Consider the following 25,831-nt stretch of genomic DNA (forward strand, 5'->3'; position numbering starts at 1 on the left):
CCCCGGCGTCGCCGGCGCGCCCGCCCGGGGCGGCGGCGGCGGAGGCGGGCTCGGCTCCCGGTCGCGCAGGGCCGCGCCCGGCGGCAGGGACGGGAGCGCGCGGCCCGGCTCCAGCAGGTCCTCGTCCGGCTCGACGACGATCCCGGCCTCCTCCAGCTCGATCAGCACGAGGGCGATGGCCTCGGGGCTCATCCGCGCCACCGGCAGCGCCCGGCGCAGGTCCTCGGAGGTCAGCTCTCCCTGGCGGCGCCCGAGGTCGATCAGGCGGTCCAGGGTCGACCGGTCGAAGGCGTCCTGCATGGCGGCTCTCCAGGGCGGGGCGGCCCCGTCCGCCAACGCGCCGCGGCCGGCGGGCGTTGCCCCGGGGCGGAATTCGGCCACGCCAGCGCCCAGATGGAGTAGGACGATGGCGCAGCCCGCGCTCGCGCCCGAAGCGCCCGCGCTCAAGCATTCCGGTCGAAACCCAGGCGAGCCATGAACGCGCACCCGACCCACCTCCGCCCGGCCCCGCCGGAGGCGCGGATCGTCCCGCCCGCGCGGCCGCTCGGGCCGGTTCGGCTGATCCGCACGGTGGTGCGCAACCCGATCGAGGCCTGGCCGGAGGCGATCTACCGCGAGCCGCTCTACCGCTCGAAATTCCTCGGGCGCTCCAGCCTGTTCGTGATGGCGCCGCCCCTGATCCGCAAGGTGCTGATGGACGAGGCCGACTCGTTCGAGAAGTCCGAGGTGCTGCGGCGCTCGCTCTCGCCGGCCCTCGGGGACGCCATCCTGACCGCCGACGGGGCGCGCTGGCGCTGGCAGCGCCGGGCGGCGGCGCCGATCTTCCGGGCCGAGCGCATCCGCAGCTTCGTGCCCGCCATGATCGGGGCGGCCGAGCGGGCCCGCGACCGGCTCGCCGCGGAGGCCGGCCCCGAGATCGACGTCGCCCACGCGATGATGCGCGCCACCTTCGACGTCATCGTCGAGACCATGCTGTCGGGGCACGGCCGCATCGACGCCGCGCAGGTCGAGCAGGGCATCACCGACTACCTCGAGGCGACGAGCTGGATCTTCGCCCTGTCGCTGGTCGGCGCCCCCGCCTGGACGCCCTACCCGGGCCGGGCCAGGGCCGAGCGGGCCCGGGGCTACATCCGGGAGGAGCTCGACCGCCTGGTCGCCGAGGGCCGGCGCGCCGGCACGGAGGGGCGCAACGACCTCCTGAGCCTGCTGCTCGCGGCCCGCGACCCGGAGACCGGGCAGGCCATGGACGACCGCGACGTCGCCGACAACCTCCTGACCTTCGTGGCCGCCGGCCACGAGACCACGGCGCTCGCCCTCACCTGGACCCTCTACCTGCTCAGCCTGCACCCGGAGACGGAGGCGGCCGTGCTCGCCGAGATCGAGGCCGCCACGGGCGGGCAGGCCGTCACGCCCGACCACGTCGAGGCCCTGCCCTACACCCGCCAGGTGATCCAGGAGGCGATGCGGCTCTACCCGCCGGCGCCCGTGGTGGTGCGGGCGGCCCTGCAGGACCTCGACATCGACGGCTGGCGCATCCGGGCCGGCACCCCGATCACCATCCCGATCTACGCCGTGCACCGCCACACCGCGATCTGGGAGGATCCGGACCGCTTCGATCCCCGCCGCTTCGACCCGGAGGCCGTGAAGGCCCGGGACCGCTACGCCTACCTGCCCTTCAGCGCCGGGCCCCGCATCTGCATCGGCATGGGCTTCGCGCTCACCGAGGCGGTGGCGATCCTGGCGGTGCTGATCCGCTCGCTCCGCTTCCGGCTGCGCCCGGGCCACGTGCCCACCCTCAAGCAGCGCATCACCCTGCGGCCGGCCGAGGGCATGCCGATGCGGGTGGAGCCGCGCTGACCCGGGCCCGCCGCCGCGCGCGGCCCCCCGGTCCCTTGCCCGGCCCCTCCCGCCTCGGCACGCGCATCGGACCCCGAGGCCGCGACGGCGCCGCGGCGTGCCGCCGCCGGGGAGCGGCCGCGCGCCCGACCTCGGCCGACGCGGGCGGGCAGGGCTGAGCGGCGGCAGCCCCCCCCCTTCATCCGCCTGTCACACAACGCCCGGATGACGCGTGCACCGCAGCCCACGCCGGTGCCGCTTGTCACACGCGCTCGAACAGATCCCGCCGGACCGGGCGCTCCCGGGCCAGGCGCTTCCGGACCGGGCCGGCGCGGCCCGGCGCGGCGGCCCGGCGCGGGCGCTCCTGCCCCTCGGGCTGCTCGCGCCCTCGCTGGTCTTCCTGGCGCTGTTCACCTACTGGCCGGTCGCCGAGGTCCTGTGGGACGCCGCCCACGCGGTGACGCGCCGCGGCAGCCGCTTCGTCGGCCTGGAGAACGTCTCCGCCCTCCTCGCGGACGACGCCTTCCGGCGGGCGCTCCTCAACAACGGGCTCTACGCGGCCGGGACGGTCGTGCCGAGCCTCGTCCTCGCCCTCGGGATCGCGCTCGCGCTCGACGGCGCCGGGCCCGTGAAGGCGCTCCTGCGCGCGGTCTTCTTCCTGCCGGTCCTGATCCCGCTCGTCGCCGCGGCGGCGCTCTTCCTGTTCCTGTTCCTGCCCGGCATCGGATTGATCGACTATCACCTCGCCAAGCTCGGGCTGCCGGGGGCGAACTGGCTCGGCGACCCGGACCTCGCGCTCGGCGCCATCACGGTGCTGACCGTGTGGAAGAACGCCGGCTACTACATGCTGTTCTTCCTCGCCGGCCTGCAGGCGATCCCCGGGGAGACCCGGGAGGCCGCGCTCCTCGACGGGGCCGGGCCGCTCCAGCGCCTGCGCCACGTCACGCTGCCGGCCCTGCGCCCGACCTTCGCGTTCGTGGGGGTGATCGCGCTCCTCAACGCCGTCACGCAGGTCGACCACGTCGTCGTCCTGACCAGGGGCGGGCCGTCCGACGCGACGAAGCTCCTCCTGTTCTACATCTACGAGCAGGCGGTGGAGCGCTACGACGCCGGCCGGGCCGCCGCCGCGACCGTGGTGACGCTCGGGCTGCTCTCGGCGCTGACGGCCGTCTCCCTGCGGCGGGCGGAATGTTCGTCGGAGGACCCGCGGTGAGCCGCCCCGCCCCCCCGCGGGAGGCACGCCCCGCCCGGGAGGCAGGCCCCGCGCAGGAGGTCGCGCCGCGCCTCGGGCGCGCCCTCGTGGCCGGCCTCGCCCTGGTCTGGGCGCTGCCGTTCTGGTGGATGCTCGTCGCGGCCTTCCGGCATCCGGACGCGGGCCCCGCGGCCTCCCTGCTCCCGCCCCTCGCGCCGACCCTCGCGAACTTCGCCGAGGCCTGGGCCTCCGCCGACTTCCCGCTCTACTTCCTCAACACGGTGCTGCTCTGCGGCGGCATCCTCGCGGTGCAGCTCGTCACCGCATCGCTCGCCGGCTACGCCTTCGCCCGCCTCGACTTCCCGGGCCGTTCGCTCGTCTTCGGCCTGTTCCTGGTGCAGTTGATGCTGGTGCCGGCCGTGCTGCTGGTGCCGAACCTCAAGACGGTGGCGGCGCTCGGCCTCTACGACACCCTGCCGGGGGTGATGGCGCCCTACTGGGCCACCGCCTTCGGCACCTTCCTGATGCGCCAGGCCTTCCGCGAGGTGCCGCGGGACCTCGAGGACGCGGCGCTGATCGACGGCGCCGGCGTGTGGCGGCTGATCCGCCACGTCTACCTGCCGCTCACGAAGCCGGCGCTGGTGGCGTTCTCGATCGTCTCGGTCACGAGCCACTGGAACGAGTTCCTGTGGCCCCTGATCGTCATCAACTCCCCCGGCCGGCGCCCCCTCACCCTCGGCCTCGCGAGCTTCACGCTGAGCGCCGAGGGCACCCAGGGCTGGGGCGTCATCGCGGCCGGCACCTTCCTGGTGAGCCTGCCGCTGCTCACCGCCTTCCTGGTCTTCCAGCGCCGGTTCGTGAACAGCTTCCTGGCCTCCGGCATCAAGTGAGAGGATGAGACCGATGAGATCGTGGTGGAGAGCCGCGCGCCGCGCGGCCGCCGTGCTGGTCGCGGCGGGCGGCGCGCTCGCGGCGGGCGGAGCCCGGGCGACGGACATCGACCTGTTCTTCCCGGTGCCGGTGGACGGGGCGCTCGCCCGCCACATGACGACGCTGGTCAAGGAGTTCAACGCGGCCCATCCGGGCATCACGGCGACGCCGGTCTTCACCGGCTCCTACGACGACACGCTCCTGAAGACCCGCGCGGCGATCAGGGCCGGCAAGCCGCCGGCGGCGGTCATCATGTCGGCGAACTTCCTGACCGACCTCGCCATCGAGCGCGAGATCGCCCCCCTGGACGACCTGATCACCGCGGGCGGGCAGACCCCCGACGCCTTCATGGACCAGTTCTTCCCGGCCCTGCGGCCGAACGCCGTCATCGACCGCAAGGTCTACGGCGTGCCGTTCCACAACTCGACCCCCCTGCTCTACTACAACGCCGACCAGTTCCGGGAGGCCGGCCTCGACCCGGACGCGCCGCCGCGGACCTGGGAGGAGCTGGCCGCGGCCGCCCGCACGCTGACCCGGCGCGAGGGCGAGCGCACCACCCGCTGGGGTCTGATGATGCCCTCGAGCTACGATTACGGCGGCTGGATCCTCGAAGCGCTGACGATGTCGAACGGCGGCCGATACTACAACGAGGATTACGGCGGCGAGGTCTACTACGACACGCCGACGATGCTCGGGGCCCTCACGTTCTGGTCGAACCTCGTCCACAAGGCAAAGGTGCACCCGGCCGGTGAGACCAAGGGGCCGACGGTCACGGCGTCGTTCCTGGCGGGCCAGGCCGCGATGATGATCATCTCGACGGGATCGCTCACGTTCATCCGCGACAGCGCCAAGTTCCCGTTCCGCGTGGCCTTCGTGCCGATGAACGTGCGCCGGGCGGTGCCGATCGGCGGCGCCTCCCTGGTGCAGCCGGCGGTCCTCGATCCCGAGAAGCGCAAGGCCGGCTGGACCCTGATCCGCTGGCTGACCGGCCCGGAGAAATCCGGCTGGTGGAGCCGCGCCACGGGCTACTTCGCCCCCAACCGGGCCGCCTACGACCTGCCCGAGATGAAGGCGTTCCTCGACAGGAACCCGGACGCCCGCACGGCCGTCGACCAGCTCGCCAACGCCAAGCCCTGGTTCGCGACCTACCGCACGGTCCCGGTGCGCAAGGCGATCGAGGACGAGCTGCAGGCCGTGCTCGCCGGCAAGCGCCAGCCCAAGGAGGCGCTGGTCGCGGCCCAGAAGGCCGCCGACGCGATCATGCGGCCCTACGTCGAGGACACGGCGCTGCGCCTGCCGGGCGCCGAGTGAGGCGGCTCGGGACGTGACGCTCGTCCGGCCTCCCGCCCGCGCGCCGGTCTCGCGCCGGGCGGCCGACCCGCGCGCCGGCGCCGCCGCGGCCCGTCGGGCCCGCGCGGCGCCGGCGCGCCCGACATCCCCATGGACCCGACAGCGACCCGGACCCGCCCTCCCATGCTCATCGCCCAGATCACCGACCTGCACGTGCGCCCCCGCGGGCGTCCGGCCTACCGCGTGGCGGAGACCAACATGCTGGTCGCCCGCGCGGTCGGCGCCCTCCTCGCCCTCGAACCCCGGCCCGACGCCGTGCTGGTCTCCGGCGACCTCACCGATTGCGGCCTGGCCGAGGAGTACGAGGAGCTGCGCGCCCTGCTGGCCCGCCTGCCGATGCCGGTCTACGTCGTGCCCGGCAACCACGACCGGCGCGAGACCCTGCGGGACGTCCTGCCCGCGGCCTACCGGCCCGGCGCCCGGGCGGGGTTCGTCCAGTACGCGGTCAAGGACCATCCCGTCCGGCTGATCGGCCTCGACACCCTGGTGCCCGGCCACGGCCACGGCGCCCTGTGCGGCGACCGGCTCGCCTTCCTGGAGGAGGCGCTCGCGGCGGGCGACGGCCGGCCGACCCTGGTGTTCCTGCACCACCCGCCCTTCGTTTGCGGCATCGCCCACATGGACGCGATCCGCCTGATCGAGGGCGAGGCGCGCTTCCGGGCCCTGATCGCGGCCCACGGCGACGTCGAGCGGGTGCTGTGCGGCCACCACCACCGGCCGATCCAGGCCCGCTACGCCGGCACCATCGCGCAGATCGCCCCGAGCGTCGCGCACCAGGTCGCCCTCGACCTGACGCCCGAGCACGCGGGCGCCCTGGTGCTCGAGCCCCCGGCCTACCTGCTCCACCGCTGGGAGCCCGGCGCCGGCCTCGTCTCGCACATGGCCTACGTCGAGAGCTTCCCGGGGCCCTACCCGTTCGTGCTCGACGCGGATTACCCGGGGCAGGGTCGCTGAGGCGCGCGCGCGGCCGGCGGGGGCCTCAGGCCGGCGCCGGCGCGCCGCGGAGGTCGGCCGCGAGCCGCTCCAGGCCGACCCAGCGGTTCCAGTCGGCCGCGAGGCTCCAGCCGGGCAGCCCGACATGGGCCTGGGGCAGCCGGTAGTGCAGCACCGGCCGCGGGCTGACCTTCTCGCCCCGCGGCAGGGCGGCCCGCACGCCCGCCTCGTCGCGGTGGGCGAGGAGCGGCAGCAGGTCGAGGCCGCGGTGGCGGGTCGGGTTGGCGGCGAGGTAGTCGCGGGCGAGCCCCGCGAGGTCGGGCGCGTAGCCGGGGTCGAGCACCCGCGCGACGTAGGCCGCCGGGAACGGCGGCGGCAGGCCCCGCACCGCCCAGAACCCGCCGCCCGCGCTCGTCTCGGCCCGCAGCCGCGGCTCGCGCGCGAGGTAGGCCCGGATCAGGCCGGTCAGCGTCGCCGCGTCGAGGCTCGGCGGCTCGACGTTGAAGTGCAGCCCGAGGGACCCGAAGGCCACCGCGCCCCGCCCGGTCGCCCCGGCCCGGTTGAGCAGGCGCGCCAGGCCGTCGACCTCCGCCAGGCGGTCGAGGGGCAGCGGGCCGGTGATCAGCTCCCGCGGCACGAACGGGCTGAGGAGCGCCCCGAGCCAGCGCCCGCCCGCCCCCGGCGGCGTGCCCGGCGGCGGCGGCGCCCGGCGCTGCGGGTGGGCGAGGCGCAGGTCGAGCTCGACCCTGAGGTCCCCGAGGCGCGTCCCCGCGAGCGCGAAGGCGTGCGGGTCCTCCTCGGCGATGCGCCCGCCGAGCCCGGACGCGAGCGCGGCGGCGGCGGCCCGCGCCGACAGGCCCATGAACTCGATCTCGACCCCGACCCGGCGCATCGCCCCGTCGGCCCGGCGCGGCCGGGGCGGGCGCGCGAAGCCCCCGGCCTCCCCCGGCCCGGTCACGGGGCCGCCGGCACGGCGTCCGCCTCCAGCCCGAAGAGGTCGGGGCAATCCTCCTCGCCCGGGTGCCGGGGCACGCGCCGGGCCGGCGGCGCGCCGGGGCCGAGCAGGCGCAGGAAACGCTTCGAGACGGCGATGGCGAGGTCCTCCTGCTTGGCCCGGCGCTCGATGCGGGCGAGGGCGTTCATGGCCGGCCCGAGCACGGTGAACTCGGCCCGCTGGCCGTCGTCGAACACCCCCACCAGCACCTCCCCGGCGTGCAGGGAGGCGGTGAGGCCGAGCGCCGGCAGGCCCGCCCGGCGCCGGGCCCGGTTCATGGCGCGCAGCCGCCCCTGGACCTCGCGCGTGCAGGCGAGCGCCGCCGCCGCCTGGGCGCCGGGCGGGCCCGCGATGAACTGCGCCAGCACGCCGTCGCCGACGTACTTGTCGACGAGGCCGCCGTGGGCCGTGACGGCCGCGTGGCAGAGCGCCCGCACGGCGAGGAGCCAGCCCACCACCTCGGTCTCGCCGAAGGCCCGGGTCAGGGCCGAGAAGCCCCGGATGTCGAGGGCGAGCAGGCAGGCGTGGCGGGAATGCAGCGCGCCGCCGCCGTCCGGGCCCACGAGGTCGATTCCGGCCGGCACGAACCGCGCCAGCGCCGCCCGCTCGTGCTCGAGCCGCAGCATCGCCTCCAGGGTGCCGCGCAGGCGCGCGACGCCCTCGATCACGAAGCCGCTCGCCACCACGAAGGAGAGCAGGCCGAACACCTGCGGGCCGACCGAGGGCGCGAGGGCGGGGCTCCCGGCGGCGATCCCGGCGGCGAGCACGGCGGCCCAGATCCCCGTCACCAGGGCGGCGAACACGATCGTGTGCCGCAGCCGGAGCGTCAGGCCGGATTCGAGGAGCAGCAGGAAGGCCGGCAGGCGGCTGACCACCTCGGCGCTCTGGCCCGGCCCGTCGGCGGCCGCCATCATGTACTCGAGCACGACGTAGACCGCGAGGGCGGCGTCGAGGAGCGTCGCGATCCAGGCGAGGCGCTCGCCGTGGCGCCGCCGCGCCGTCAGGCCGACCCAGACGGAGCTGGCGGCGTAGCCGGCGAGGATGAACCAGTGGCTGCCGGCGTGGAGCGAGCCGTCGCTGATCTGCGCCGCCACGAGCAGCACCAGGAACATCGCGAGGCGCATCAGGAGGGCGCGGGGCCCGGTCCCGGCCGCGACCGCGGCCGCGAGGGCGCCCCCGCCCGCCGGCGCGGCCGCGCGCATCGGCGCGGCGCCCGTCCGGGGAGCCGGGGGGGCGTCGCGGAAGCCCGTCCCGTCGGAGGCGCGGCTCAGAGGAAGGACCGCAGGTTGCGGCGGATGCGCGCGAGGGGCGGCTCGCTCCGGTCGGGAAGCGCGAAGCGCTCGCCCGTGATGGTCTCGTAGGCCCGCACGTAGGTGGCGGCGGTGTCCAGGACCACCTCGGGGGGGATCTCCGGCAGCGGGCCGCCGTAGGGGTCGCAGCGCGCCGTGACCCAGTTGCGCACCACGTCCTTGTCGAAGCTCTCCGGCGGCGTGCCGGCGGCGAGGTGGCCCGGGTAGCTCGCGGCGAACCAGTAGCGGCTCGAGTCGGGGGTGTGGATCTCGTCGGCCAGCACGATCCGCCCGTCGGCGTCGGTGCCGAACTCGTACTTCGTGTCGGCGAGGATCAGGCCGCGCCCGGCCGCGATCTCCTGGCCGCGGGCGAACAGGGCGAGGGCCGTCCGCGACACCGTGCGCCACTGCGCCTCGGTCAGGAGCCCCTGCCCCAGGATCGCCTCGGGCGTCAGCGGCGCGTCGTGCCCGCCCTGCCCGGCCTTGGTGGTCGGCGTGACGATGGGGCGCTCCAGCCGCTCGTGCGGCCGCAGCCCGTCCGGCAGGCGGTGGCCGTACATCTCCCGCTGCCCGGCGCGGTAGAGGGTCAGGGCCGAGGTCGCGGTGCTGCCGGCGAGGTAGCCGCGCACCACGATCTCCACCGGCAGGATCGCGAGCCGGCGCCCCACCACCACGTTGGGGTCGGGGGTGGAGAGGACGTGGTTCGGGCAGAGGTCGCGGGTGGCCTCGAACCAGTAGCGGGCGGTCTGGGTCAGGACCTGCCCCTTCAGCGGGATCGCGGCGAGCTCCCGGTCGAAGGCGCTGAGGCGGTCGCTGCTGATCAGGATCCGGCGCCCGTCCGGGAGGTCGTAATTGTCCCGGACCTTGCCGCGGGTGTGGTTCGGCAGCTCGGGCAGGGTCGCGTCCCGCAGGACGTAGTCGGCGTAAGGGGAGAGGTCGGCCGCATCCATCGGGCGCTCCATCGCTTGCGGGCGGACCGCGGCCCCGCCGGGGGCAAATCCCTGCCGGGGGCAAATCCCCGCTGGGGGCAAATCCCTGCCGGGGGCCTGCCCTGCCGGGGCGGTCCCGGCCCGGCTCACACGTCGAGGTTGGCCACGTTGAGGGCGTTCTCCTGGATGAACTCCCGGCGCGGCTCGACCACGTCGCCCATGAGCTTGACGAAGAGGTCGTCGGCGTCGGTCGTGTCCTTGACCTTGACCTGGAGCAGCGAGCGCACCTCGCGGTCGAGGGTGGTCTCCCAGAGCTGCTGGGCCGTCATCTCGCCGAGCCCCTTGTAGCGCTGGAGCTGGAGGCCCTTGCGGCCGAGGGCCATCATGGCGTCGAACAGGCCCACGGGCCCGTGCAGCGCGGTCTCGTCGCCCCGGCGCACCAGGGTCACGGGGGCGCCGTAGATCTGGCCGAGGGTCTCGGCCCGGTCGTCGAGGCGGCGGGCCTCCTGGGAGTTGATCAGCGCCTCGTCGAGGGTCGCGACCTGGCGCACGCCGCGCAGGGTCCGCGACAGGATGTAGCCGCCGTCCCGGGCCTCGCCCTCCCAGCCCTGCTCGATCTCGTCCGCGATGGCGTTGAGGCGCCGGGCGATCTCGTCGGCCACCACCTCGGCCTCGACCGGGTTCTCCGCCACGGCCGGGCGCAGGGCGCCCGCGATCGCCGCCTGCTCGACCACGATCCGGTCGTAGCGCGAGTGCAGGCCGTGCAGGATCTGGCGCACGCCGCGGGCCTCGTCGACGAGCGTCTTGAGCTGGGCGCCGCCGAACTCGGTGCCGGTGGCGAGCTTCAGCACGGCGCCCTCGACGCCGCCGTCGATCAGGTGGTCCTCGAGCGCCCGCTCGTCCTTGAGGTAGATCGCGGACTTGCCCTTGGCGGCCTTGTAGAGCGGCGGCTGGGCGATGTAGAGGTGCCCGCGGTCGATCAGCTCCGGCATCTGGCGGAAGAAGAACGTCAAGAGCAGCGTGCGGATGTGCGAGCCGTCGACGTCCGCGTCCGTCATGATGATGATGCGGTGGTAGCGCAGCTTGTCCGGGTTGAACTCCTCCCGGCCGATGCCGGTGCCGAGCGCCGTGATCAGCGTGCCGATCTCCTGGCTCGACAGCATCTTGTCGAAGCGGGCCCGCTCGACGTTGAGGATCTTGCCGCGCAGGGGCAGCACCGCCTGGAAGGTGCGGTCGCGGCCCTGCTTGGCCGAGCCGCCGGCCGAGTCGCCCTCGACCAGCAGGATCTCGCACTTCGAGGGGTCGCGCTCCTGGCAGTCGGCGAGCTTGCCCGGCAGGGAGGCGATGTCGAGGGCGCCCTTGCGCCGGGTGAGCTCCCGGGCCTTGCGGGCGGCCTCGCGGGCGGCGGCCGCCTCCGCGACCTTGCCGACGATGGTGCGGGCCTCGCTCGGGTGCTCCTCGAGCCAGTTCGACAGGCCCTCGCTCAGCACGTTCTCGACCACCGGCCGGACCTCGGAGGAGACGAGCTTGTCCTTCGTCTGCGAGGAGAACTTGGGGTCGGGCACCTTGACCGAGATGATGGCGGTCAGGCCCTCGCGGCAATCGTCGCCGGTGAGCGAGACCTTCTCCTTCTTGGCGATGCCGGAGGATTCGGCGTAGCCGGTGATCTGGCGCGTCAGGGCCGCCCGGAACCCCGCCATGTGGGTGCCGCCGTCGCGCTGCGGGATGTTGTTGGTGAAGGGCAGCACCGTCTCGTGGTAGCTGTCGTTCCACCACAGCGCGACCTCGACGCCGATCCCGTCGCGCTCCGAGCGCACCACCACGGGCTGGCTCACCAGCGGGGTCTTGGCGCGGTCGAGGTAGCGCACGAAGGCCTCGACGCCGCCCTCGTAGGCGAGCTCCTCGCGCTTGTGCTCGGCGTGGCGGGCATCCGTCAGCACGATGCGCACGCCGGAATTGAGGAAGGCCAGCTCGCGCAGGCGCTTCTCGAGGGTGGCGTAGTCGAACTCCACCATCGTGAAGGTGTTGGTCGAGGGCAGGAAGCTCACCTCGGTGCCGCGCCGGTCGCCGGCCGGGCCCACGACCGCGAGGGGCGCCACCGCGTCGCCGTGGCGGAACTCCATGGCGTGCTCCCGGCCGGCGCGCCAGATGCGCAGGCGCAGCCAGGACGAGAGCGCGTTCACCACCGAGACGCCGACGCCGTGCAGGCCGCCCGAGACCTTGTAGGAGTTCTGGTCGAACTTACCGCCGGCGTGGAGCTGGGTCATGATGACCTCGGCGGCCGAGACCCCCTCCTCCGCGTGGATGTCGGTCGGGATGCCGCGGCCGTTGTCCGAGACGGTGCAGGAGCCGTCCGGGTTGAGCGTCACGGTGACGAGGGTCGCGTGGCCGGCCAGGGCCTCGTCGATGGCGTTGTCCACCACCTCGTAGACCATGTGGTGCAGGCCCGAGCCGTCGTCGGTGTCGCCGATATACATGCCCGGCCGCTTGCGCACCGCGTCGAGGCCCTTGAGGACCTTGATCGAATCGGCGCCGTAGGTGTCGGGGATGAGGTCGCGGGCGGGTTCGGCCATGTCGGTTCCTGGGCAGGCGGGCGCGCGTCACTCGAGGTTACGCCGTGGGGGCGTGCGCGCCTGCGGTTCGGCAGAACGCTGATGTAAGCATTCCGCGTTGAAATTGCATCGGTTTCCGGCGCCGAAAACGGCGCTTTTCCGGCGCCGAAACCGGCGCTCTCCGGCGCCCGCGGGGGCGTCGTCTCGGGCGCCCCGTCGCGCTCCCGGGCGCCGTCCCGATGCCCACGATTCGCCGCGTCCCGTTAAAGATCCGGAAAGCTCCGTCAGGACCGCAGGCTGCCCCGGCTCGCCGCCTCGAGCCGCGCCAGGGCGGCCGGCGCGAGGGCGAGGCGGGCGCCCGCGATCAGCTCGTCGAGCTGGCCCACCGAGGTGGCGCTGGCGATGGGCGCGGTCAGGCCCGGCCGGGCGATCAGCCAGGCGAGCGCGACCTGCGCGGGCGTGGCGCCGTGCTCGGCCGCCACCGCGTCGAGCTCCTCCAGGAAGGCGAAGCCCCGGGGGTTGAGGTAGGGCGCGACCCTCGCCTCCCGGGCCCGGCCCGCCGCGGCCCCGGCCTCGCGGTACTTGCCGGTGAGGAAGCCCGCCGCGAGGGAGAAGTACGAGATCACCCCGAGGCCCTCCTGCCGGCACAGGGGCTCGAGCTCCGCCTCGTAGGCGCCCCGCTCGGCCAGGCTGTACTCCGGCTGGAGGCACTCGTAGCGCGGCAGGCCGGCCCGCGCCGCGACGTCGAGCGCCTCCCGCAGGCGCGCGGCCGCGTAGTTGGAGGCGCCGATCGCCCGGACCTTGCCGTCGCGGATCAGCCGCTCGTAGGCCCGCAGGGTCTCCTCGATCGGGGTCTCGGGATCGTCGGTGTGGGACTGGTAGAGGTCGATGCGGTCGGTCTGGAGCCGGCGCAGCGAATCCTCCACGGCGCCGGCGATGGAGTCGGGCGCGAGGCCCTTGCGGCCCTCGCCCATGTCCATGCCGACCTTGGTGGCGAGCACGATCCGGTCGCGGTGCCCCGGCCGGGCCTTGAGCCAGCGCCCGATCACCGCCTCCGACTCGCCGCCCCGGTGTCCCGGCACCCAGCGCGAGTAGACGTCGGCCGTGTCGACGAAGTTGAAGCCGGCCTCGACGAAGCGGTCGAGCAGCGCGAAGGAGGTCCCCTCGTCGGCGGTCCAGCCGAAGACGTTGCCGCCGAAGCAGAGGGGCGAGACGGACAGGCCGGAACGGCCGAGCGGGCGCAGGTCCATGGGCGGGGCTCTCGTGACGGGGGCTTACTGCAGGTACGGGTTCGTCAGCCGCTCCTGGCCGATCGTCCCGGTCGGGCCGTGGCCCGGGATGAAGGCGACGTCGTCGCCGAGCGGCAGGAGCTTGCCCTTGATCGAGGCGATCAGGGCGGCGTGGTCGCCGAGCGGCAGGTCGGTGCGGCCGACCGAGCCGCGAAACAGCACGTCGCCCACCTGGGCGAAGCGCGCGTCCCGGCTCACCAGCACCACGCTGCCGGGGGAGTGCCCGGGGCAGTGCAGGACGTCGAAGGTGAGCTCGCCGATCGCCACGGTGTCGCCCTCGCCGAGCCAGCGGTCGGGCGTCACGGCCCGGGCGCCCTCGATGCCGTAGGCGGCCCCGGTCTCGGGCAGCCGCTCGAGGAGCGGGGCGTCGGCCGGGTGCGGCCCCTCCACGGGCACGCCCAGGGCCTCGGCCAGCTCCGCCGCGCCGCCGGCGTGGTCGATGTGGCCGTGGGTGAGCAGGATCTTCTCCACGGTGACGCCGGCCTTCGCGATCGCCGCCCGGATGCGGTCGAGGTCGCCGCCCGGGTCGACGACGGCGGCCCGCCTCGTCGCCTCGCACCACAGCAGCGTGCAGTTCTGCTGGAAGGGCGTGACCGGGATGATCGCGGCGCGGGGCGTGCTCGGCATGGGAATCCGGGGGTCTCGACGGTGCGTGGGGTGTTGTAGCCCGGTTGCGGCCGGGAGGCACCCGGGGGGTGGGGGCGGACGGATCAGGCGCGCTCCCCGGGGGGTGGTCGCGCCTCCCGCACGGACAGCCACCAGCCCGCGCCCGCGACCCAGGCGCTCGCGTCCGGGGCCCCGTCCCGGTGGAGCGCCCGCACCCGGCCCATGCCGCCGCCCCGGAAGGCCGCCTCCAGGCGGGCCGCCTCCGCGGGGTCGCGGGCGTCCCGGCAGGGGATGAAGCGGGCCGGCGAGAGGAAGCGGGCCGGGAGGGGGTCGGCGGGCCCGTCCGGCGGCCGGGTCGCCAGCAGCATCCCGCCGCCGCCCCGGTCGGGCGTCAGCGGCACGATCAGGCGCCCGCCGGGGCGGAGCGCGTCGAGCCAGGTGGGGCACGGCGCCGTCGCCCCGGCCGCCACGGTGACGAGGTCGGCCTCCGGCAGCGGCGGCGCGGTCCCGGAGCGGGCATGCACCGCCACCTGCGGGTAGCCCGCCAGGGCGGCGCGCGCCTGCGCGGCGAGATCCGGCGCGATCTCGTAGGCGTCGACCCGGCCGCCCGCGCCGACGAGCTCGGCCAGGATCGCCGTGTAGTAGCCGCCCCCGGCCCCGACCTGCACCACCCGCTCGCCCGGCCGCAGGGCCGCCGCCCCGAGGAGGAGCGCGTGCAGGCTCGGCTCGCCGTTGTTGATGCCCTCCGCCGGCTTGAGCGCCACCAGGGCGTCGCGGTAGAGGCCGGCGGGGTCGTCGGCCCGCACCGTCACCGGGCCCGCCTCGGTCAGCATGCGCCAGGGCCCGGGGCCGCAATGGGCCTCCCGCGGGACCGTCGCGAAGGCGCGGATCACCGCCGCGTCGCCGATCCCGGCCCGGGCGGCGACGAGGGACGCGTAGGCGGCGCGCTGGCGGCTCAGATCGGCCATCGGCATGCGGTCGGCATCCGGGAGAGGGATGTCCGGGGCGGGGCCCCGGCGACCGCGTTCCCCTCAGGGGCGAACGGGCCCGGGTCCGCGCCGGTTCCGGGCCTGCCTGCCCGGGCTCCGGGCCTGCCTGCCCGGGCTCCGGGCCCGAAGTGGCGCCCCGGCCCGATCTCTGGCACCCTGCCGGCCGGGCAGGGCGTTCCGCGAGCGGAATGGCGGACCGCGGGAGGAACGATGGCGGTGCTGGCCCCCGGGGCCGCCGCGGATGACGGGACGGCCGGCCCGCGGGAGGTCGGGGCGCGCGACGTCGGCGCGGTGGTGAACGCCATCGAGATCCTGCGGCACCTCGCGGCGGCGCCCGAGCCCCTCGGGGTGGCCGCGGTGGCCCGCGGCACCGGCATCAGCCCGAGCACCTGCTTCAACATCCTGCGCACCCTCGCCCGGGCCCGCTTCGTGGCGTTCCGCGGCCGCGACAAGACCTACGCCCTCGGGCTCGGGGTGGCGGAGCTCGCCGCCGGGCTCATCGGCCTCAACCACGCCGACCTGATCCGGCCGGAGCTCGAGCGGCTGGCCCTCAACCACGACCTGCTGGTCGTGCTCTGGCGGGTGACCGGGGACGGGCGCATCGTGCTGGTGGACCGGGCGCACTCCCACACCGCCGTGCGGGTCGAGATGCGCCTCGGCCTGCGCCTGCCGATGTTCGCGGGCGCCGTCGGCCGCTGCGTCGCGGCGGCGCTCGACCTGCCGGAGGCCGAGATGCGCCGGCGCTTCGCCCAGCTGCGCTGGCAGCAGCCGCCGGCCTTCGAGACCTTCATGGCCGAGGTGCGGCAGGCCCGCCTGCGGGGCTGGGCCCTCGACGACGGCCACCTGTTCCGCGGCCTGCGCGCCGTCGCGGCCCTGGTCGCGGACGCGGCCGGCCAGCCGCGCTTCGGCCTCAGCGGCATCACCATCGTGGGGCAGCACGACGACGCGCGCCTCGCGCGCCTGGGCGCCGACCTCCGGCTGACCGCGAGCCTGATCGAGAACGCGGTGTTCAAGCCCCGGAACCCGCATCCGGATGCGGAATAGCGGCCGCCCGGGCCCCGCCGCGGGCACGGCCCCGCCCCGCGGGCAAGATCCCGCCCCGCGGGCAAGATCCCGCCCCGCGGGCAAGATCCCGCCGCGGGACCGGGCGGCGCCCGGGATCGCGCGATCGTGCGGTCCGGTCGTGCGGTCCCCGGGCCCGCCGCCCATGGTCCGGGCGGGGCTCCTGCGCTACCTCTGTGGCGGGCGGCGCGGCCGGCTCTTCCGGGACCGGCCCGCGCGCGCCGCGGCGACACGACGAGGCCCGAGCGACACGCTCCATGCGATCGACCCTACCGGCGCTCCCGATGACCTGACCGGACCCGCAGTCAAGAAGGCCCGGCTGCCAACCGCGGGCGCCTCCCCACGCGGAGGAAACGCGATGACGATGTCCCCCACCCTCTCCCACGGCTACGCCGCGGCGCGTCCGGCCGTGCGCCCGATCGGCATCCCCGACCTCAAGGCCGCCCTCTCCCGGGGCGTCGACGATTTCCTGGCGATGCCGACCCACGTGCTCTTCGTGGTGCTGATCTACCCGATCGCCGGCGTGATCATCGCGGCCGTGACCTTCGACCAGAACCTGGTCCCGATCCTGTTCCCGCTGGCCTCGGGCTTCGCGCTGATCGGCCCGTTCGCGGCCATCGGCCTCTACGAGCTGAGCCGGCGGCGCGAATGGGGCCTGCCCACCGCCTGGACGGACGCCTACGCGCCCCTGAAGGCGCGCTCGGCCCGGGCCATCGTGGCGGTCGGCGTCGTGCTGGCGCTGGTCTTCCTCGCCTGGCTCTGCGCCGCCATGGGGCTGTACTGGGCGCTCTACGGCAGCGAGAGCCACGCCTCGGTCTTCGCCTTCGCCGAGGAGGTGCTCACCACCCCGCGGGGCTGGGCCCTGATCCTGCTCGGCAATCTCGTCGGCCTCGCCTTCTCGCTCATCGCCCTCGCGGTCAGCGCCGTCTCGATCCCGCTGCTGATCGACCGCGACGTCGATGCCGGGACCGCGATCGAGACCTCGGTCGCCCTCCTGCGGGAGAATCCCCGCACGATGCTGACCTGGGGCCTCATCGTGGCGGGCCTCCTGGTGCTCGGCATGCTGCCGCTCTTCGTCGGCCTCGCGGTCGTGCTGCCGGTGCTGGGCCACGCGACCTGGCACCTCTACCGGCGCGCCGTGGAGGCCTGACGCGCCCGCCCGCCCCGGCCGGGCGCCGGCGCCTCCCGTGCCGGCGCTCAGTCCGTCAGGGCCGCGTAGGTGAGCACCCGCAGCTCGCGCCGGACCGGCCAGGTCGAGGACGGCATGAGCTGGGTGAGCAGGATCACGAACAGGTCCTCGGCCGGATCGATCCAGAACGCCGTCGAGGCCGCGCCTCCCCAGGCCACCTCGCCCGGGGTGCCGAGGATCTGCGCCCTGGCCGGATCGAGCATCACCGAGAAGCCGAGCCCGAAGCCGATGCCGCTGTAGCTCGATTCCGAGAAGCGCGGCTGGCCCATCTCGGCGAGGTCGCCCGGCAGGTGGTTGGCCGTCATCAGCGCCACGGTCTTGCGGCCGAGGAGCCGCACCCCGTCGAGCGCGCCCCCGCCGAGGATGAAGCGGCAGAAGCGCCCGTAATCGGCCGCCGTCGAGACGAGGCCGCCCCCGCCCGAGGGCACGGCCCGGGGCCGGGCGTAGCGGCCCTCGGCCGCGTCGTCGATCAGGGTCAGGCGCCCGTCCTGGCCGAGCGCGTAGTTCGAGGCGAAGCGCGCGAGCTTCTCCGCCGGCACGTGGAAGTCGGTGTCCACCATGCCGAGGGGCCGGATGATCCGCTCGCGCAGGAAGGTGTCGAACGGCACGCCCGCGATCACCGCCACGAGGTGGCCGAGCACGTCGGTGGCGATGCTGTAGTTCCACTCCGCCCCCGGCTGGGCGAGGAGCGGCAGGCGCGCGGCCCGGGCGACCACGTCGGCGAGGGAGGTCTCGGCGGTCTGGAAGTCGACGCCCTGGTCCCGGTACATCTGGTCGACGAGGGTCGATTCCATGAAGCCGTAGGTCAGGCCCGAGGTGTGGGTCAGGAGGTCGCGGACGGTGATGTCGCGCTCGGCCGGCACGGTCTCGGGCCGCAGGCGGCTGCCGCCGGTGAGCACCCGCATGTCCCGGAACTCGGGCAGGAAGCGGGTGACGGGATCGTCGAGCTGGAAGCGCCCCTCCTCGTACAGCATCATGATCGCCGTCGAGGTGAGCGGCTTCGTCATCGAGTAGACGCGCACGATGGTGTCGTGCGCCATCGGCGTGCCGCGGGCGAGGTCCGACAGGCCGTGGGCGCGGGAGAACGCCACCCCGCCGCGCCGCGCCACCGTCACCGAGAGGCCCGGCAGCCTGCCGTCCTCGACGTAGGCCCGCATCCACGGGACGATCCGCTCCAGCCGCTCCGAGGACAGCCCGACCGCCTCCGGCTCCACGCTCTCACCCTGCACCGCCATCCTCCACAATCGCCCACCGGGCGGGGTTCTAGAGCAGCATCCGATCACGCTGCAATCGGCCGCTGCTCCAGGTTTTTGAGTCTGCCGCATTGTCTGCGGCGAACCGGTGTCCACTGCTCTGGGAAAATGCTCCAGGCGTCATCGCGCGGCCCGTCACACGGGGCCGGCGCGCACGCCCGCCGCGGTGGTCCCCCGGGCCGGAGCGCCGCGCGGGCGGGACGGCCCGGGGAGAGGCGCCGCGGCGCCCCCGCCGGGCGCGGGGCGCGCTGCCCGTTGACCGCGGCCGGGGCGGGTGCGATGCGGGACCCGAGCCCACGAACCAGGCCCCGGGAGCCACGCCGCCGATGTCCCTGCCCGACCGCCTCGCCCACGCGCTCGCCCTGCCGGTCGTGGCCTCGCCGATGTTCATCGTCTCGGGGCCGGACCTCGTGATCGCGCAGTGCCTGGGGGGCATCGTCGGGTCCTTCCCGGCCCTGAACGCCCGGCCGAAGGAGGCCCTCGACGCCTGGCTGACCCGGATCACGGGCGCCCTCGCGGACGCCCGGGCGGCGGATCCCGGCCGGGTCGTCGCGCCCTACGCGGTCAACCAGATCATCCACGCCTCGAACGACCGCCTCGAGCACGACCTCGCGGTCTGCGCCAGGCACGAGGTGCCGATCATCATCACGTCCCTGCGCGCGCCGGACGCCGTGGTGTCGGCGGTGCACGGCTGGGGCGGCCTCGTCTTCCACGACGTCACCACGGTGCGCCACGCCGAGAAGGCCCTGGAGGCCGGGGTCGACGGGCTGATCCTGGTCTGCGCCGGCGCCGGCGGGCATGCCGGGACGCTGAGCCCCTTCGCCCTCGTGGGCGAGGTGCGGCGCTTCTACGACGGGCCCCTGATCCTGTCGGGGGCGATCACCACCGGCGCGGCGATCCTGGCCGCGCAGGCGATGGGCGCCGACCTCGCCTACATGGGCACCCGCTTCATCGCCACCGCGGAGGCGAACGCCGCCCCGGCCTACAAGGACATGATCGTCGGGACGAGCGCGGCGGACGTGCTCTACACCCCCTTCTTCACCGGCGTGCCGGGCAACTACCTCGCGCCGAGCGTCGTCGCGGCCGGGCTCGACCCGAGCGCCCTGCCGGAGGCCGACAAGACCCGGATGAACTTCGGCTCGGGCACCACCAAGGCCTGGCGCGACATCTGGGGCGCCGGACAGGGCGTCGGCACCATCGACGACGCCCCCCCGACCGCCGAGGTGATCGCCCGGCTCGTGCGCGAGTACGCGGCGGCGCGCGAGGGGCTGCGGGGCCTCCCGGGCGCCTGAGCGCCGGGCCCCGCGCCCGGCCCGCCCGCCTCCTCGCCCGCGCGTGGCGCCTTCCCGCCCCCGCAGGGGCGCTTGCCCGCCCCCCGCAGGGGCGCTTGCCCGGCGGGCACGGCCCTCGCATGGTCCCGTCCGTTCGTCCGTGTTCTGGCGCGAGGCCCCGATGACCACCAACCTCTCCGTGAACGGCTCCCGGCTCTGGGACACCCTGATGGTGTCGGCCGGGATCGGCACCGGCCCCCGGGGGGGGCTGCGCCGCCTGACGCTCACCGAGCCCGACCGGGCGATGCGCGACCAGCTCGGGGCCTGGGCCGAGCAGGGCGGCTATCCCCTGGCGGTCGACGGGCTCGGCACCATGCGCCTGCGCCGCGCCGGCACCGAGCCGGACCTGCCCCCGGTGCTGATCGGCAGCCACCTCGACACCCAGTGGGCGGGCGGGCGCTTCGACGGCATCCTGGGCGTGCTCGCCGGCCTCGAGGTGCTGCGCACCCTCGACGACCTCGGCCTCTCCACCCGCCGCAGCATCGAGGTGGTGAACTGGACCAACGAGGAGGGCGCGCGCTTCTCGCCGCCGATGCTGTGCTCCCTCGCCTGGTCGGGCCAGGCCACCCCGGGCTGGGTCGAGGACCGGGTCGACCGGGAGGGCGTGCGCTTCGGCGCCGCCCTCGACGCCATCGGCTACCGCGGCCCCGAGCCGGTCGGCGGCCGCCCGATCGACGCCTATTTCGAGCTGCACATCGAGCAGGGCCCGGCCCTCGACGCCGCCGGCGTGCCGGTCGGCATCGTCACCGGGGGCTACCCGAGCTGCGGCATGCGCATCGCCGTGGAGGGCACCACCGCCCATACCGGCCCGACCCCCATGCGGGAGCGCCGCAACGCCCTCGTGGGCGCCGCCATGGTGGCGGTGGCGGTCAACGACATCGGCTGGGCGCACGCCGACACCGACGCCAAGGCCACGGCCGCCCGCCTCGACCTCGTGCCCAACCTCCCCGGCACCCTGTCGGAGTACGCCGAGCTGTTCATCGACATGCGGGCCCCCGCCCTCGAGACCCTGGAGGTCATGAAGGCCGCCCTGCGCGACGCCCTGCCCGGCTGCGCGGAGCGCTCCCGCACCGCGATCCGGGTCGCCGAGGAGTGGGGCTTCGGGGTGTTCTCCTTCGACGACGGGCTGATCGGCCTCCTGCGCGAGACCGCCGGGCGCCTCGCGATCCCGACCCTCGACCTGCGCTCGCAGGCCGGCCACGACGCCTACCACGTGGCGCGCGTCGCCCCCGCCTGCATGATCTTCACGCCCTGCCGCGACGGCATCACCCACAACGAGGCCGAGGACATCGCCCTCGACCAGACCCTGCCGGGCGTGAACCTGCTGCTCCACGCGGCGCTGGCGCGGGCCAACCGCTGAGGACCGGGCGCCGCCCCGGCGAGGCGGCGCGGGGCGCGCCCCGCACCTCGACGGGCCGCCCGCGGGGCGCGCCCCGCACGTTGACGGCCGCCCGCGGGGCGCGCCCCGCACCTTGACGGGCCGCCCCGCCGCGATAGCTGCGGGGGGACCTGAAGCCGGGGAGGCTCGAGCGCCATGTCGATGACCCGCCGCACCCTCATGGCCGGGGGGCTCGCCGCCGGCCCGGCCCTCTCGGCCAGCGCCGCCGGCGTCGCCGGCGGGGGCGCGCCCGCCGCGGCCGATCCGCCGGGCGTCTACCGCTTCGCCGTCGGCGACGCCGGCGTCGCGGCCCTGCACGAGGGCTCGCTGTCGCGCCCCCTCGATGCCGGGTTCGTGCGCAACGCCTCCCTGGACGCCGTGCAGGCGGCCCTGGAGCGCGCCTTCCTGCCGAAGGACGCGCTGCCGATCACCTTCACGCCGCTCCTCCTCACCCTCGGGGGCCGGCGCGTGCTGATCGACGCGGGCTTCGCCGACAGCGGCCCGCCCGGCACCGGCGGCACCCTGCGGGGGCTCGCCGCCCTCGGGGTCGCCCCGGAGGCGGTCGACGCCGTGGTGATCAGCCACTTCCACCCCGACCACATCCTGGGCCTGCGGCGCAAGGACGGCGCCCTCGCCTACCCGAACGCCCGCATCCTGGTGCCCGAGCCCGAGTGGCGCTTCTGGATGGAGGACGCCCGCATGGCCGACCCGCCGGAGGCCCTCAAGGCCAATCTCGGCGCGGTCCGGAAGGTCTTCGGCGGCGACGTCAAGGTCGAGCGCTACGCCTGGAAGTCCGAGGTGCTGCCCGGCCTCACGGCCCTCGACACGCCCGGCCACACGCCGGGCCACACCTCGTTCCTGCTCGAATCCGCCGGGCGCCGGCTCCTGGTGACGTCCGACGTCACGAACCACCCCGCCCTGTTCGTGCGCAATCCCGACTGGTCCGCCCTGTTCGACATGGATGCCGACCAGGCCCGCGCCACCCGCCACCGCGTGCTCGCCATGGCGGCCGCCGAGCGCCTGCCGGTCGCGTTCTACCACGCCCCCTTCCCGGCCGGCGGGCACATCGTCCGGGCGGGGAGCGGCTACGAGCTGGTGCCGCTGCAATGGGGCCTGCCCCACGCCTGAGGGCCGGGCGGGCCCGCGCCGGGGGCCCGGGCGGGCCCGCGCCGGGGGCCCGCGTGAGCACCCTCGCGGCCCGCGCCGGCCCCTCGGCCCGCGCCGCCCTGCATCCCGGGGCGATCCTGCCCCGACCCGTGACGCGCGAGCCCGTGACGCCCATGACCCCGCAGCCCGCCCTCGCCCTCGCCCTCCTCCTCGCCGTCGCGGGGCCGGCCGCCGCCGGCGACCCCAGGGCGGGGCGCGCCAAGGCGGTCTCCTGCCAGGCCTGCCACGGCCTCGACGGCCTCTCGAAGCTCCCCGACGCGCCGAATCTCGCCGGCCAGGTCGAGCCTTACCTCGTCAAGGCCCTGACGGAGTTCCGCAACGGCACCCGCAGGAACGAGGTGATGTCGGTGGCCGCCCAGGACCTCACGGACGCCGACATCGCGAACCTCGCGGCCTATTACGGCGGCATCCAGATCGACGTGCTGCCCCCGAGCTGACGGGCGCCGGATCTCCCCGCGGGCCGGCCGTCCGGCCTGCGGGAGGGCCGGCCTCCCGCGGGGCGGCGCGCGGGGCCGCCCCGCGGGCGGGCACGGGGGGGGCGGGCGGGCTTTCGGCGCAACAAGCTCGGCCATATCGTCGGGAGCCTCCCCCGGGCGGGTAGCCCTCCGGGGGGCGGATGCGCTAGGCTGGCCTTCCGTGCCGGGGAGGTCCGACACCGTATGCCGCTGCCCGTGAGCCCTCGCCGGCCCGTCGCACCTGCGCGGATCTCGTCCGCCCGGAGCCGCGGATCCCGGCGGACCGACGCGTCCGCGCCGGCCCTTCCGCCTCCCACGCCCGGGCCCGACCGGACCTGCGGGCCCGCCCGGGCCCTCGCGTGCGCACGGGCCGCCGCGTCCGCGGGATGACGTTCCTCCCGCCTGCGCCCTGCGGCGCCCCGCAGCGTGTGCTCATCTACTCGCACGACACGTTCGGGCTCGGCCACCTGCGCCGCGCCCGCGCCATCGCGCACGCCCTCGTGGCCGAGGCGCCCGGCCGGCGGGTCCTGATCCTGTCCGGCTCGCCGGTGAGCCACGCCTTCCGGTTCGCGCCCGGCGTCACCTGCCGGCGGCTGCCGGGGGTGACCAAGCTCGCGAGCGGCGAGTACCAGAGCCTCGGCCCGGGCCACGGCCTCGCGGAGGTGGTGGCCACCCGCACGGCCCTGATCCGCCACGTCGCCGAGCGCTTCGACCCCGACCTCTTCCTCGTCGACAAGGAGCCGGCGGGCTTCCACGGCGAGGTCCTGCCGACGCTCCACCGCCTCCGGGCCCGCGGCTGCCGCCTGGTGCTCGGCCTGCGCGACGTCCTCGACGACCCGGCCCTCCTGGCGCCCGAGTGGGAGCGCAAGGGCGCGCTCGCGGTGCTGCCCCTCTACGACGCGCTCTGGGTCTACGGCCTCGAGGCGATCTACGCCCCCCTCGCCGGCCTGCCGCTGCCGGCGGGCACGGCCGGGCGCCTGACCTACACCGGCTACCTCCGGCGCGAGGTCCCGGAGCCCGCCGGGCCCGAGGCCGAGGGCGACGAGGCGCCCTTCCTGCTCGTGACCCCGGGCGGCGGCGGCGACGGCTGCGACCTCGTCGAGGCGGTGGTGGAGGCCTACGAGGCGCACGATCCCGGCCACCCGGCCCTGGTGGTGTTCGGGCCCTTCTTCCCGGCCGCCGAGCAGGCGCGGCTGCGCGCCCGCATCGCGGCGCATCCCCGCCTCTCGTCCCTCGACTTCGACGCCCGCCTGGAGCGGCTGATGCACCGCGCCGCCGGCGTCGTGGCGATGGGCGGCTACAACACCTTCTGCGAGATCCTCTCCTTCGACCGCCCGGCCCTGATCCTGCCCCGGGTGCGGCCCCGGCGCGAGCAGCTGATCCGGGCCCGGGCCGCGGCCCGCCTCGGCCTCGTCTCGACCCTGGAGCCGCAGGAGGGCGGCCCCGCGCCGATGGCGGCGGCCCTGGCCTCCCTGCCGCACCGGCCGCCGCCCTCCGCCCGCCCGGTGCCGGGCCTGCTCGACGGACTGCCGGCGATCCGGCGCCTCGCCTGCACGGTGAGCGCGCCGCGCGCGGCGGCGGAGTAGCGCGCCGCCGGCGGGCCGCCGGGCCGGCCGCGGGGCGCCGGCGGGCCCGCGAAGTGGCTCCCGCCGGGGCGGCTCCCGTGCTATCGGCCCTCGCCGTCCCGGCATCCGGGACCGCCATCGAGGCCATCGCAGCGGCGCCCTGACGCGCCGGGAGCCCCACCGGACGCATGAGCCCGCCCCCGCGCATCGCCGTCGTCGTCAAGGGCTACCCGCGCCTGTCCGAGACCTTCATCGCCCAGGAGCTCCTCGGCCTGGAGGCCCGGGGGTTCGACCTCGCGATCTGGTCCCTGCGCCGGCCGCACGACGGCGCCGTGCACCCGATGCACGCCCGGGTGCGGGCGCCCGTCGCCTACCTGCCGGAATACCTCCACCGGGCGCCCCTGAGGGTGCTGCGCGGCGCCCTCGCGGCCCTGCGCCGGCCCGCCCTGGGCCGGCTCCTGCGCCTCGCCTGGCGCGACCTCGCGCGCGACCCCACGCCCAACCGCGGCCGCCGCCTCGGCCAGGCGCTGGTGCTCGCCCGCGAGCTTCCGGCGGACGTCGCCCACATCCACGTCCACTACCTGCACACCCCGGCCTCGGTGGCGCGCTACGCCGCCCTGCTGACGGGGCGCAGCTGGAGCGCCTCGGCCCACGCCAAGGACATCTGGACCACGCCGGGCTGGGAGCTGGCCGAGAAGCTCGACGACCCGCGCCTGACCTTCGCGGTCGCCTGCACGCGGGCGGGCGCCGCGCAGCTGCGCGGCCTCGCGGCGGAGCCGGGGCGGGTGTCCCTGGTCTATCACGGCCTCGACCTGGGGCGCTTCCCCCCGCCGCCGCCGGCGCGCCCGCCCCGGGACGGCGCCGACCCCGCCGATCCCCTGCGGATCGTCACGGTCGGGCGGGCCGTGGCCAAGAAGGGCTTCGACGACCTCCTCGACGCGCTCGCGGCCCTGCCGCCGGACCTGCACTGGCGCCTCGCCCACGTGGGCGGCGGCGAGGCCCTGGCGGCGCTGCGCGGGAAGGCGGCGGCCCTCGGGCTCGGCGCCAGGGTGGCGTTCCTCGGCCCCAAGGCCCAGCCCGACGTGGTGGCGCTGATGCGCGAGGCCGACCTGTTCGTGCTGCCGGCCAAGCGCGCGCCCTCGGGCGACCGCGACGGGCTGCCGAACGTGATCATGGAGGCGGCCTCGCAGGGCCTCGCGGTGGTCGCCACCGACTTCGCCGGCATCCCGGAATTCCTCCGGGACGGCATCGAGGGCCGGCTGGTGCCGCCGGGGGACTGGGCCGCGCTCTCGAACGCCGTCAACCTGCTCGCCCGCGCGCCCGCCGCGCGCGCGGCCCTCGCGGCGGCGGCCCTGGCGCGGCTGCGGGCGGAGTTCGGGGCCGAGGGCGGGTTCGACGCGGTCGCCGGGCTGCTGCGCGGGTCGCGGCCGTGACGGGCGCGCGCGGGACGGTCGCCTGCGGGACGGTCGCCTGCGGGACGGTCGCCTTCTACGCCCCCCTGAAGCCCCCCGGCCACCCCGTGCCCTCCGGCGAGCGCACGAT

General features: G+C 75.8%; 22 protein-coding genes. 13 read left to right on the plus strand and 9 right to left on the minus strand.

Annotated elements, in window-relative coordinates; genetic code table 11:
* Positions 1-300 (minus strand): RNA polymerase sigma factor region1.1 domain-containing protein (locus DT057_RS23915; RefSeq protein ID WP_128564607.1); only part of this gene is annotated, 300 nt, incomplete at its 3' end.
* 174 nt (positions 301-474) lie between these two features.
* Between DT057_RS23915 and DT057_RS23920 the strand changes: the two genes are divergently transcribed.
* From DT057_RS23920 to DT057_RS23940, 5 genes are all read left to right on the plus strand, one after another.
* Positions 475-1,857, plus strand: coding sequence for a cytochrome P450 (locus DT057_RS23920; RefSeq protein WP_128564608.1), 1,383 nt, complete (start codon positions 475-477; stop codon positions 1,855-1,857).
* A 343-nt stretch (positions 1,858-2,200) separates the two neighbouring features.
* Positions 2,201-3,049 (plus strand): carbohydrate ABC transporter permease, encoded by an 849-nt coding sequence (locus DT057_RS23925; RefSeq protein WP_238314196.1) that lies wholly within the window; start codon positions 2,201-2,203, stop codon positions 3,047-3,049.
* Positions 3,046-3,918, plus strand: coding sequence for a carbohydrate ABC transporter permease (locus DT057_RS23930; protein WP_238314160.1), 873 nt, complete (start codon positions 3,046-3,048; stop codon positions 3,916-3,918). The genes DT057_RS23925 and DT057_RS23930 overlap by 4 nt, the downstream gene beginning before the upstream one ends.
* A gap of 13 nt (positions 3,919-3,931) precedes the next feature.
* On the plus strand, positions 3,932-5,269 hold the full coding sequence (locus tag DT057_RS23935) for an ABC transporter substrate-binding protein (protein ID WP_162501489.1): 1,338 nt from the start codon (positions 3,932-3,934) through the stop codon (positions 5,267-5,269).
* Positions 5,270-5,431: 162 nt separating this feature from the next.
* The gene (locus tag DT057_RS23940) at positions 5,432-6,262 is read left to right on the plus strand and encodes a phosphodiesterase (RefSeq protein WP_128564611.1); all 831 of its coding nucleotides are present in this window, start codon (positions 5,432-5,434) and stop codon (positions 6,260-6,262) included.
* 25 nt (positions 6,263-6,287) lie between these two features.
* Here the strand turns inward: DT057_RS23940 and DT057_RS23945 are convergent, their stop codons facing one another.
* The 7 genes from DT057_RS23945 to DT057_RS23975 all read right to left on the minus strand — a co-directional run bounded on the left by DT057_RS23945 (position 6,288) and on the right by DT057_RS23975 (position 14,874).
* Positions 6,288-7,199, minus strand: coding sequence for an amidoligase family protein (locus DT057_RS23945; RefSeq protein ID WP_238314164.1), 912 nt, complete (start codon positions 7,197-7,199; stop codon positions 6,288-6,290).
* On the minus strand, positions 7,196-8,437 hold the full coding sequence (locus DT057_RS23950) for an adenylate/guanylate cyclase domain-containing protein (protein ID WP_128564612.1): 1,242 nt from the start codon (positions 8,435-8,437) through the stop codon (positions 7,196-7,198). The genes DT057_RS23945 and DT057_RS23950 overlap by 4 nt, the downstream gene beginning before the upstream one ends.
* 65 nt (positions 8,438-8,502) lie before the next feature.
* Positions 8,503-9,474 carry a phosphoribosylaminoimidazolesuccinocarboxamide synthase gene (locus DT057_RS23955; RefSeq protein WP_128564613.1) on the minus strand — a complete coding sequence of 324 codons (972 nt, stop codon included), beginning with the start codon at positions 9,472-9,474 and terminating at the stop codon, positions 8,503-8,505.
* Between the two features lie 125 nt (positions 9,475-9,599).
* Entirely contained in the window at positions 9,600-12,026 is a 2,427-nt protein-coding gene (gene gyrB, locus DT057_RS23960) for a DNA topoisomerase (ATP-hydrolyzing) subunit B (protein ID WP_128564614.1), read from the minus strand.
* A 263-nt stretch (positions 12,027-12,289) separates the two neighbouring features.
* Positions 12,290-13,255, minus strand: a complete 966-nt coding sequence (locus DT057_RS23965; RefSeq protein ID WP_128564615.1) for an aldo/keto reductase — start codon at positions 13,253-13,255, stop codon at positions 12,290-12,292.
* Positions 13,256-13,279: 24 nt separating this feature from the next.
* Positions 13,280-13,921, minus strand: coding sequence for an MBL fold metallo-hydrolase (locus tag DT057_RS23970; protein WP_128564616.1), 642 nt, complete (start codon positions 13,919-13,921; stop codon positions 13,280-13,282).
* An 83-nt stretch (positions 13,922-14,004) separates the two neighbouring features.
* Positions 14,005-14,874, minus strand: coding sequence for a protein-L-isoaspartate O-methyltransferase family protein (locus tag DT057_RS23975; RefSeq protein WP_238314167.1), 870 nt, complete (start codon positions 14,872-14,874; stop codon positions 14,005-14,007).
* A 225-nt stretch (positions 14,875-15,099) separates the two neighbouring features.
* On the opposite strand from DT057_RS23975, the gene DT057_RS23980 reads away from it, so the two are divergent.
* Positions 15,100-15,933, plus strand: a complete 834-nt coding sequence (locus DT057_RS23980; protein WP_128564617.1) for an IclR family transcriptional regulator — start codon at positions 15,100-15,102, stop codon at positions 15,931-15,933.
* Positions 15,934-16,309: 376 nt separating this feature from the next.
* A complete protein-coding gene (locus tag DT057_RS23985; RefSeq protein ID WP_128564618.1) occupies positions 16,310-17,101 on the plus strand; it encodes a DUF2189 domain-containing protein in 792 nt (263 codons plus the stop codon).
* Between the two features lie 47 nt (positions 17,102-17,148).
* Here DT057_RS23985 and DT057_RS23990 read toward each other — a convergent pair whose 3' ends face one another.
* Complete coding sequence (locus DT057_RS23990) at positions 17,149-18,369, minus strand: serine hydrolase domain-containing protein (protein ID WP_238314170.1); 1,221 nt, start codon at positions 18,367-18,369, stop codon at positions 17,149-17,151.
* A gap of 350 nt (positions 18,370-18,719) precedes the next feature.
* On the opposite strand from DT057_RS23990, the gene DT057_RS23995 reads away from it, so the two are divergent.
* The 6 genes from DT057_RS23995 to DT057_RS24020 all read left to right on the plus strand — a co-directional run bounded on the left by DT057_RS23995 (position 18,720) and on the right by DT057_RS24020 (position 25,722).
* Positions 18,720-19,685 (plus strand): NAD(P)H-dependent flavin oxidoreductase, encoded by a 966-nt coding sequence (locus DT057_RS23995; RefSeq protein ID WP_128564620.1) that lies wholly within the window; start codon positions 18,720-18,722, stop codon positions 19,683-19,685.
* Between the two features lie 160 nt (positions 19,686-19,845).
* Positions 19,846-21,084: a Zn-dependent hydrolase gene (locus DT057_RS24000; RefSeq protein ID WP_128564621.1), complete on the plus strand. Its 1,239-nt coding sequence runs from the start codon at positions 19,846-19,848 to the stop codon at positions 21,082-21,084.
* A gap of 174 nt (positions 21,085-21,258) precedes the next feature.
* On the plus strand, positions 21,259-22,230 hold the full coding sequence (locus tag DT057_RS24005) for an MBL fold metallo-hydrolase (protein ID WP_128564622.1): 972 nt from the start codon (positions 21,259-21,261) through the stop codon (positions 22,228-22,230).
* Positions 22,231-22,382: 152 nt separating this feature from the next.
* Complete coding sequence (locus DT057_RS24010; RefSeq protein WP_128564628.1) at positions 22,383-22,706, plus strand: c-type cytochrome; 324 nt, start codon at positions 22,383-22,385, stop codon at positions 22,704-22,706.
* A 404-nt stretch (positions 22,707-23,110) separates the two neighbouring features.
* Complete coding sequence (locus DT057_RS24015; RefSeq protein WP_128564623.1) at positions 23,111-24,310, plus strand: glycosyltransferase family protein; 1,200 nt, start codon at positions 23,111-23,113, stop codon at positions 24,308-24,310.
* Positions 24,311-24,477: 167 nt separating this feature from the next.
* Positions 24,478-25,722 carry a glycosyltransferase gene (locus DT057_RS24020; RefSeq protein ID WP_128564624.1) on the plus strand — a complete coding sequence of 415 codons (1,245 nt, stop codon included), beginning with the start codon at positions 24,478-24,480 and terminating at the stop codon, positions 25,720-25,722.
* Positions 25,723-25,831 lie beyond the last annotated feature (109 nt).

Origin of the sequence: Methylobacterium crusticola (assembly GCF_003574465.1) — a bacterium.
Taxonomy (GTDB): Bacteria; Pseudomonadota; Alphaproteobacteria; order Rhizobiales; family Beijerinckiaceae; genus Methylobacterium; species Methylobacterium crusticola.

Coding starts and splice junctions, on each gene's coding strand:
- DT057_RS23920 (WP_128564608.1), top strand. CDS start 475: ATGAACGCGCACCCGACCCACCTCCGCCCGGCCCCGCCGGAGGCGCGG.
- DT057_RS23935 (WP_162501489.1), top strand. CDS start 3,932: ATGAGATCGTGGTGGAGAGCCGCGCGCCGCGCGGCCGCCGTGCTGGTC.
- DT057_RS23940 (WP_128564611.1), top strand. CDS start 5,432: ATGCTCATCGCCCAGATCACCGACCTGCACGTGCGCCCCCGCGGGCGT.
- DT057_RS23950 (WP_128564612.1), bottom strand. CDS start 8,437: ATGCGCGCGGCCGCGCCGGCGGGCGGGGGCGCCCTCGCGGCCGCGGTC.
- DT057_RS23955 (WP_128564613.1), bottom strand. CDS start 9,474: ATGGATGCGGCCGACCTCTCCCCTTACGCCGACTACGTCCTGCGGGAC.
- gyrB (WP_128564614.1), bottom strand. CDS start 12,026: ATGGCCGAACCCGCCCGCGACCTCATCCCCGACACCTACGGCGCCGAT.
- DT057_RS23965 (WP_128564615.1), bottom strand. CDS start 13,255: ATGGACCTGCGCCCGCTCGGCCGTTCCGGCCTGTCCGTCTCGCCCCTC.
- DT057_RS23970 (WP_128564616.1), bottom strand. CDS start 13,921: ATGCCGAGCACGCCCCGCGCCGCGATCATCCCGGTCACGCCCTTCCAG.
- DT057_RS23975 (WP_238314167.1), bottom strand. CDS start 14,874: ATGCCGATGGCCGATCTGAGCCGCCAGCGCGCCGCCTACGCGTCCCTC.
- DT057_RS23980 (WP_128564617.1), top strand. CDS start 15,100: ATGGCGGTGCTGGCCCCCGGGGCCGCCGCGGATGACGGGACGGCCGGC.
- DT057_RS23985 (WP_128564618.1), top strand. CDS start 16,310: ATGACGATGTCCCCCACCCTCTCCCACGGCTACGCCGCGGCGCGTCCG.
- DT057_RS23995 (WP_128564620.1), top strand. CDS start 18,720: ATGTCCCTGCCCGACCGCCTCGCCCACGCGCTCGCCCTGCCGGTCGTG.
- DT057_RS24000 (WP_128564621.1), top strand. CDS start 19,846: ATGACCACCAACCTCTCCGTGAACGGCTCCCGGCTCTGGGACACCCTG.
- DT057_RS24005 (WP_128564622.1), top strand. CDS start 21,259: ATGTCGATGACCCGCCGCACCCTCATGGCCGGGGGGCTCGCCGCCGGC.
- DT057_RS24010 (WP_128564628.1), top strand. CDS start 22,383: ATGACCCCGCAGCCCGCCCTCGCCCTCGCCCTCCTCCTCGCCGTCGCG.
- DT057_RS24015 (WP_128564623.1), top strand. CDS start 23,111: ATGACGTTCCTCCCGCCTGCGCCCTGCGGCGCCCCGCAGCGTGTGCTC.
- DT057_RS24020 (WP_128564624.1), top strand. CDS start 24,478: ATGAGCCCGCCCCCGCGCATCGCCGTCGTCGTCAAGGGCTACCCGCGC.